The sequence below is a fragment of the Cognatiluteimonas telluris genome (genome assembly GCF_011320095.1).
GTDB lineage: Bacteria > Pseudomonadota > Gammaproteobacteria > Xanthomonadales > Xanthomonadaceae > Cognatiluteimonas > Cognatiluteimonas telluris.
On sequence record NZ_JAANOY010000073.1, the window covers coordinates 1 to 1892 of the forward strand.

Annotated in this window: 3 protein-coding genes and 1 pseudogene; 3 read left to right on the forward strand and 1 reads right to left on the reverse strand. The window is 58.6% G+C overall.

Annotated features, from left to right (window positions below; genetic code table 11):
• The first annotated feature begins 164 nt into the window (after nucleotides 1-164).
• The 3 genes from merC (at nucleotide 165) to G7B67_RS12965 (ending at nucleotide 1770) form a co-directional block, all read left to right on the forward strand.
• Nucleotides 165-563, forward strand: coding sequence for an organomercurial transporter MerC (gene merC / locus G7B67_RS12955; RefSeq protein WP_166213089.1), 399 nt, complete (start codon nucleotides 165-167; stop codon nucleotides 561-563).
• Nucleotides 545-769 carry a GDCCVxC domain-containing (seleno)protein gene (locus G7B67_RS13485; RefSeq protein ID WP_166213091.1) on the forward strand — a complete coding sequence of 75 codons (225 nt, stop codon included), beginning with the start codon at nucleotides 545-547 and terminating at the stop codon, nucleotides 767-769. Before merC ends, G7B67_RS13485 begins: the two co-directional genes overlap by 19 nt.
• Before the next feature lie 584 nt (nucleotides 770-1353).
• Nucleotides 1354-1770 (forward strand): hypothetical protein, encoded by a 417-nt coding sequence (locus G7B67_RS12965; protein WP_166213093.1) that lies wholly within the window; start codon nucleotides 1354-1356, stop codon nucleotides 1768-1770.
• Between the two features lies 1 nt (nucleotide 1771).
• Here G7B67_RS12965 and G7B67_RS13655 read toward each other — a convergent pair.
• A pseudogene (locus G7B67_RS13655) lies at nucleotides 1772-1892 on the reverse strand (IS30 family transposase); the annotation flags it as partial.

The window sequence follows — 1892 nt, forward strand, 5'->3', positions numbered from 1 at the left end:
GCGGCCGACTGGTTCGGCCTCAGGTCAAGCGTGTGGCTTGCTACCGAATGACTCTTGTGGGCAAATGGCTGCCTAACTATTCATTCAAGGGGAAGCCGCTTCGCGGCTCCCCTTAATTCAGGTGTTATGCGTCGCAGAAACTATCCCGCCAATTGAGGAAGAACATGAGCGTCACGCATGTATTGGATAAAACAAGCAGCTTCGGTGCACTGGTCGCGGCAATGTCCTGCGCCGGCTGTTTTCCGGCTCTCGGGTCGTTGGGCGCCGCGCTCGGCCTTGGCTTCCTTGGGCAGTACGAAGGCTTCCTGTTCCGTAAGTTGCTCCCCGGTCTGGCGGTGCTTGCGCTCCTGGTAAACGCCTGGGCCTGGTACAGGCACCGCCAATTCCCTCGCGGCCTGCTCTCGGTCGCAGGTCCAATCGCCGTGCTGGCTGCGCTGCTCGCCTTCTGGAGCCATGACTGGAGCATCTACCTGTTCTATGTGGGCATCGCCCTCATGCTTGTCGCGTCTATTCTTGATCTCCTGCGTCCTGTAAGAGCCGTCCAGTGTCCAGCATCGAACTAGAGTCGGTTATCACCTGCCCCGAGTGTGGTGCCGCCACGCGGGAAACCATGCTCACCAATGCGTGCCAGTGGTTCTATGAGTGCGGCGCATGCCATGCGGTACTCAAACCGCTACCGGGAGATTGTTGCGTCTATTGCTCGTATGGCACGGTCAAGTGCCCGCCTATTCAGCAAGGCAGTTCCTGCTGCAGTAGCAGCGGCGCATAACAATTCATTCAAGCCGAAGCCGCTTCGCGGCTCGGCTTAATTCAGGTGTTAGGCCGCTAAGAGCAGGCCTGTTGTGGCAATGCGGCCGGTTCGAATTGGCTCGCTTCGGTGAGTAACTTGTCGCTTTCGTCCACCCTCTTCGGTCGCGCTTGGAGTCACCTAAGCGGCGCTCGTATTTCCACGCAGCAGTCCTGGCGATCGAGGTTATTGGCGGCATCAAGGCGGGGCGCTCGCAGTCCCCAATGCGCGGCCTTGCATCTTCGCTTCGGCACAAGCAGCTTCGGTTAGTCCGCGGGTCGCGCCCGAGTTGCCCAGGGGTGCGCCCGGACCGTCCGGCGGCATTTGCCGCATCCCATGCCACCAGGCGGCATCCCGGCTGGGCGCCTGTAGCTCCTGGCGCGCGGCCGACTGGCTCGGCCTCAGGTCAAGCGTGTGGCTTGCTACCGAATGACTCTTGTGGGCAAATGGCGGCCTAACGATTCATTCAAGCCGAACCCGCTTCGTTCCAGCAAAAGGCGGCACTCAAAAGCGTCCCACCTTTTGCCTCCACTACGCAGGTCGGCTTAATTCAGGTGTTAGGGCCCATGCCGAAAATCATCGCCATTTTTCTGCTCGGCTTAGCGGGCTGTTCTCAATACGCGGAAACCACCCAAGCGACCGCTACAGACGCATGTGAGCGCCAGGTCACCGACCCGACACGCACATCAATGGTCACCTTGCTGGCAAATCCGGGTCAATTTGAAGGTAAACCAATCGCCGTAATCGGGTTCTACCATGAGTCATTCGAACACTCGGCTATCTACCTGAGCCGTGAGGACTTCAGCAACTTCATAACGTCCAATGGCTTTTGGGTGGCAAGCAAAGTTCCAGAGCCGCTTAACGATCATTACGTACTTTTAGAGGGCATTTTCACGGCCAAGTCGCATGGCCACCTTGGTCAGTGGCAAGGCATGATCTGCGGTGTGAGTAAGGCCGTGTCTTGGGGCCGGGATGAGCGGTGAATTAACACTCCAAGTGCAACACCCCTGACCGCTGAAGTCGTTGGAGTGGCGTTTCATAGCCATAGCGTTTTCTCGGTCGGCGGTTGAGCTTGGTCGTGGCTCTGTCGCAGTCTGCCTGGCGA